Source organism: Pelagibius sp. Alg239-R121 (genome assembly GCF_947331435.1).
GTDB lineage: Bacteria > Pseudomonadota > Alphaproteobacteria > Kiloniellales > Kiloniellaceae > Denitrobaculum.
Map to the genome: position 1 here is coordinate 1 of NZ_CAMZOF010000031.1, position 5,401 is coordinate 5,401.

At 56.7% G+C, this 5,401-nt stretch carries 4 protein-coding genes; 2 read left to right on the top strand and 2 right to left on the bottom strand.

Annotated features, from left to right (window positions below):
* Nucleotides 1–3,557 (bottom strand): toxin TcdB middle/N-terminal domain-containing protein (locus QMZ18_RS36690; protein WP_282611404.1); only part of this gene is annotated, 3,557 nt, incomplete at its 3' end.
* 420 nt (nt 3,558–3,977) lie between these two features.
* Between QMZ18_RS36690 and QMZ18_RS36695 the strand changes: the two genes are divergently transcribed.
* Together QMZ18_RS36695 and QMZ18_RS36700 are read left to right on the top strand one after the other, a co-directional pair.
* Nucleotides 3,978–4,253, top strand: coding sequence for a type II toxin-antitoxin system RelE/ParE family toxin (locus QMZ18_RS36695; protein WP_282611405.1), 276 nt, complete (start codon nt 3,978–3,980; stop codon nt 4,251–4,253).
* Nucleotides 4,250–4,531, top strand: coding sequence for an XRE family transcriptional regulator (locus QMZ18_RS36700; protein ID WP_282611406.1), 282 nt, complete (start codon nt 4,250–4,252; stop codon nt 4,529–4,531). The genes QMZ18_RS36695 and QMZ18_RS36700 overlap by 4 nt, the downstream gene beginning before the upstream one ends.
* Nucleotides 4,532–4,782: 251 nt before the next feature.
* Here the strand turns inward: QMZ18_RS36700 and QMZ18_RS36705 are convergent.
* Nucleotides 4,783–5,401, bottom strand: a 619-nt coding sequence (locus tag QMZ18_RS36705; RefSeq protein ID WP_282611407.1) for a hypothetical protein, incomplete at its 5' end; no start/stop codon positions are given.

Here is a 5,401-nt window from a genome sequence, read left to right on the forward strand (position 1 = left end):
TCCACGTAGATCTTGGTCACGCCGTCGAAGGCGATGGATTCCGTGCGGTACACACGGTTCATCTTGTCGTAGTACTGCACCGAGGGCGTGTTGAGTGCCGTGCCGCTGGTCAGGAAGTCCTGGGTCGTGATCTTGTAGACTGCGCCCGGCTGGCAAGCCGCGTCGCAAAGGTCGTAACTGATCCGGCTTTCCGTGCCGTCGGCGCGCAGTTCCTTGGTCTTGCGTCCGAAACCGTCGTATTCCCAGGTGGTGGTGATGCCGTTGGGACCGGTCAGACTGGTGACCACCCCAAAGCGCGCATCGGTGACCATGGATTCGCTGTGGCTCAAGGCATTGGCACTGGAGAGCGGGAACTGGCCGTTCGTGTCGTAGCTGGTGGTGGTGCTGTGAGAGGTGACGCCGGTTCCGCTGACCGTGACTGCGGTCTCATTGCCAAAGGCGTCGTAAGTATAGCTGGTGGTGACCTTAAGACTGGGAATATCCGGTTCGATGATTTCCTTGGTCAGCAGGCCGTTGGTTGCGTTGTACTCCCAGGCGGACTTGCGGCTTTGATTGGCCGCGCCGGGCCGGGTCTTGGTCACCGTCGTGCTGGTCACACGCCCCAGGATCCAGTTGACCTCGTCGTTGTCGTAGAGGCTGGCGGTCTGGGTGGTAAAGACCTGGCCACCGGTCGCACCTGTGGTCTCGTCGGTCACGGACTGGGTGATGCTCAGGGCATTGCCGTAGTCGTCGTAAGTCGAGGAGGTGGTGGTGCTAGAGACCAGGAAGCCGGCGACCTGATTGCTCTGCAGATCGAGACGGGATATCTCATAGGCTTTGGAGGTTGAGAGATCCGCGTAGGGGAAGAGGACGGAAGGCTGATTCGTCGAAGAGCCGTCGAAGATCAGCTTGCTGGCGTAGGTGCTGGACACCTCCTTGACCAGATCGACCACCGTGCCGTTGTCCAGGCGCGTGACGCTGCTGTCCACCTGTCCCGTAAAGGGATAGGTCTGGTTATAGGTCGTGGTGGTCAGGATCCCGGTCTGTTCGTCCCGCGCCGTCACCGTGCGGAAACCCAGGAAACCCCGGCCCTGCGCATCGACCTTGGCGCCCGCGTAAGTGTAGTTGATGACGGCATCGCCCTCGACACCACCGGGAGGGGCGGTCTGGCCGTCGTCCTGGCTCACCGAGGACACAACGTACATCGGTGCTATGATGTCGAACTCGGGGAAACTTGCCCCGCTGCCTTTGGTGTAGACGTCATCGTCCGTCAGCGGCTTATAGGTGATCTCCGCCATACGGCCCAGGCCGTCCTTGGCGGAAACGAGAAGGTCGGGGACGCCAGTGCGACTCAACCAAGTGACCTGAGAGTCAGTGCCGCTCGCGTTCCGGTAAGCACGCACCCAGCCAACGATGCCATCGCCGTTTACGTCCAAAAACTGACCCCGGGTTATCTCGGTGTTCTTATCGACGATGACGTCGGGAAGCGCGTAGTTGGTATCACTGTGCCAACCCGAGCCGGTATTCAGCCAAGTTTTCTGGTAGGACGTGCCACTCGAATTCCTGTAGGCCCGCACCCAATCGAGCAGGCCGTCACCGTTGACGTCGGCAAACTCACCTGCCTTGAAGTTCGAGGCATTGCTTGAAGAGCGGTAATAGATGCTATCCGGCAGATCGTAGTCGGAATTCGCCTGCCAGCCCGTGCCCGTGTTCAGCCAGGTCTTACGATAGTTTGTGCCGTTGTAGTAGTAGGCGCGTACCCAGTCGACCAGGCCGTCGCCGTTCACGTCCACGAACTCACCAGCGCGTTGGGGAATTGATGAGTTGTAGATGATGTCGGGCAGCGCGTAGTTGGCATCAGAACTCCAACCCGAGCCGGTGTTCAGCCAGGTGGTCTGATAGTTGATGCCGTTGTGGCGGAAGGCCCGCACCCAATCGACCAGGCCGTCGCCATTCACATCGGCGAACTCTCCGCGTCCGCCCGGAATCGAGTCATTGACGAAGATGTCCGGCAGATTGTAGCCAGCGTTGTAAACCCACCCAGAGCCGGTGTTCAGTAACGTAGACTGATAGCTGGTGCCGTTGCGCCGATAGGCCCGCACCCAATCGACCAAACCGTCCCCGTTCACGTCCTGGAATTGCCCTCGGGTCAGGTTCGCCACGGCATCGTAGATGGCGTCGGGTAGCGCGTAGCCTGCATTGTTCTGCCAACCCGAGCCGGTATTCAGCCAGCTGACCTGAGAGTAAGTGCCACTCGCATTCCGGTAAGCCCGCACCCAATCGACGAGGCCATCGCCATTCAAGTCCCGAAATTGGCCCCTGGTTATGCCGGTTTTCTTGTCCAGAATCACATCGGGAAGCGCGTAACCCGCATTGTTTTGCCAACCCGTGCCGGTATTCAGCCAGGTCTTCTGAGCGTAAGTACCACTCGCGTTTCGATAAGCGCGCACCCAGTCGGGAAGGCCATCACCATTCACATCCTGAAATTGGCCCCGGGTTATCTCGGTTTGCTTATCCAGGATGACATCAGGAAGCGCGTAACCTGCATCACTCTTAAATGCACTCAGCGAGTCGCTGTGATCGCTGTAGGTGAAACTATGCGGCGCGAGGCAATTGTTGATGGCGTCGCATTCGGTCAGCTTTGTCAGGCGCAGACGCCCTGTTGCAGTGCCGTACTCGTAGTTCATCTCGTAGCGCTTGACGAGCGTGTCGACATTCGCGACCTGTGCATAGGTCTCGATGAACTTGAGCCGATTGAGCGTCTGGGTGCGGGCACCGGCCATGTAGTGCAAACGCGTATCGTTCCGCGGCGTATAGACAAAGCGCACCGACGCCGTCGGTAAGGTGCCTGCAACGGTGTTGCCCGCATAGTCGATCCGGTCGATCTGATGCACGTTGTTGATGGTGTCGTCGCTGTAGGTCAGATCCAGGTAATTCCCGACCCGGTCCTCGATCCGGTTCACCGACCAGTAGCGCACGTCGTTCTGCCCTGGCACTTCGACAGCGGAGTCCGTGGTGCCGCCGTAGGTCATGATCTGACCCGACTTGGTCCAGACCTTGAAGTGCGCCGGCCCGTTACCGGCCGTGCCGTAGGACACGATCTTGGAGAAGGACGCCAGCTCCGTGCTGTAGACCGTGCCGTCCGCACCGTAGGTTCCGCCATCGGTCGCCACCAGGCGCTGGCCATCCAGGCAGAAGCGGTCGTTGGCGCTGTAGTCCACGCCGCTGATGACATCATCCTGCGCCGTGGTCTTGCCGCAACGGTGGATCACTGACAGACCGCCCAGAGACCAGCCGACCCCGAGGATGCCGTTATCGCCCCGGCTGCCGTAAATCAGCGACAGGCTCGGCGCCATACCCGCCACCCCAGGCGGCACCGAAAGAGGAATGGAGTAGTTGGCCGAACCGCTCTCATCTACTGCAATGGCGCCGGGGGTCACGCCCGCGACCGTCGTCTGTGCCGAAGCGGACGCGCCGCCGATCAGCAGCGAGGCTGCGGCGACCGCCGAAAACAGCAAACCCCTCTGCCCCGCGGCAGACTTAGATCCAAACGACAGTAGACGAGATACCGAACTCATCGGCCATTCCCCCAAAAGAAAACCACGCACACAAACAAAACCGGAGCCTGAAAAAGGCTTCAGGTCACAAAAAAGCCGGCTCCCAAAGGAACCGGCACCGCCGAACGAGCCAGACACGCCGCATTTTCGCACCCGCCGCAGAGATCTCTGCCGTTAGGTCGCAAGAGAGCATCCCGCAAAGATTGCGAAACAAAAGCGTAACCCATTACGCTCCTTTATCTTTTTGACGATTACGCCGACTCGACTTTACAGCCCTAGGTTAGGACACATAAAAGTCACCGGCAAGATGCAATAACCACCAGAAGGATAATTATCTGTGGATAAAGCAACCAAACGACCATGAATCAATGAGTTATATTAGTTGATATTCTCAAACTCGACGCACTATTGGGAAAGCCCGATTAAAACCCCTACAAGCGGATGAAACGTGACTGGTGGAAGCAGGCCGGATGTTATCGTTGGCCATCACCCATGTTCCACGCCCTGTTCCATCCTTTGTTCCACCTTTTTCTGCCTCAAACCCGCAGCAAACTTAGAAACCGGATCTTTCGTATCATCTTCGGCATCGACACCTCCTGTATGGTCTTGCTTCATACCTTCGTGAAGAAAACTCATAAGATCCCGACGAAAGACTTACAACTCGCAGAAAAACGTTGGAAAACCTATTTAGAAGAGCAGACGGACACAGCCAAATGACCAACAAGCACCTTGGCCCGGTATTTGATGATTTCCTCGATGAAGAGGGCATCCTTGAAGAAGTCACCGAAACCGCCGCAAAGCGCGTTCTCTCAATGGGCTTTGCTCGCCTTATGGAACAGCAGAATCTCAACAAGGCTGAGATGGCGCGTCGGATGCAGACCAGTCCGAACCAGATTCGCCACCTTCTGGACGAAGCTGATACTGGCGTAACGCTGCATACGATCATGCAGGTTGCTCGCGCCACAGGTGGCCGCGTGCGCATCACTGTCGAGTAACGGCGACCCCGCCCTCTCCCGCAACAGGCCCCTTTCTCTCCGGGTTCACGGCTACGTCTCGTGTCGTCAGCCGATGCCTTTGTCTTCTCAGGCATTGATAGTTCCGCTCAAGCAGGGGGCGGTTCCGGTAGGAGGCAGAATAGTGCGCCAAGGATAGCGGCCATTCGTTCGAGGCGCAGCGAATAGCCGGTTTGAGCCCTTCTTTGATGTTTCCCAAAGGCTGTTTGATGTCGGCAATTAGCCAAAAGCGGTCATGATCTATCTACAGAGTCATCTACAAATTTGTACGGATCGCGAACGAATCTTGCCGCGTTTGACCTAGCTGCTGCCTTAGCTAACTCGTCCACCGAAGGCGCTATTGCTTTACGCTCGTCACCAACGAGAATGTCACAGCACAATTCCTGAGCTATAGAAACAGCGGTCAGTATCATGGCTTTTGCATCCTCGCGAAGATCAATTCGAATAGTGAGGCCTTCAATTTGGTCATTGTCACGATAAAGCTGTATGTCGTGCCTCTCATCATGACCCCACAGTACCATTTGATCAGACCACGATTTCCCTCGCGGCATATAGCCATCGACAATAACTTCTATTTCAAGGTCATAGTTGCGCCAAGCATCACCAAAATCCCAACCATCATTTGTATAATAGTTGGTGATTTTCTGCTGATTTAATGCAATCCACTGTTCTGGAATTAGTTCAATGCAAAATTGCCAAAGGGCCATTGCCTGCTCCCACGTGTCTTCATCCGAAACTAACATCCACCGTGTGCAACGTCGAATGCCCAGAATGGGTGGTGGATTCAACTGATCGCGGCAACACACTCGGCGAACTTCTCTGCTGGCGTTTGATATTGCAAGGTCTTGCGTG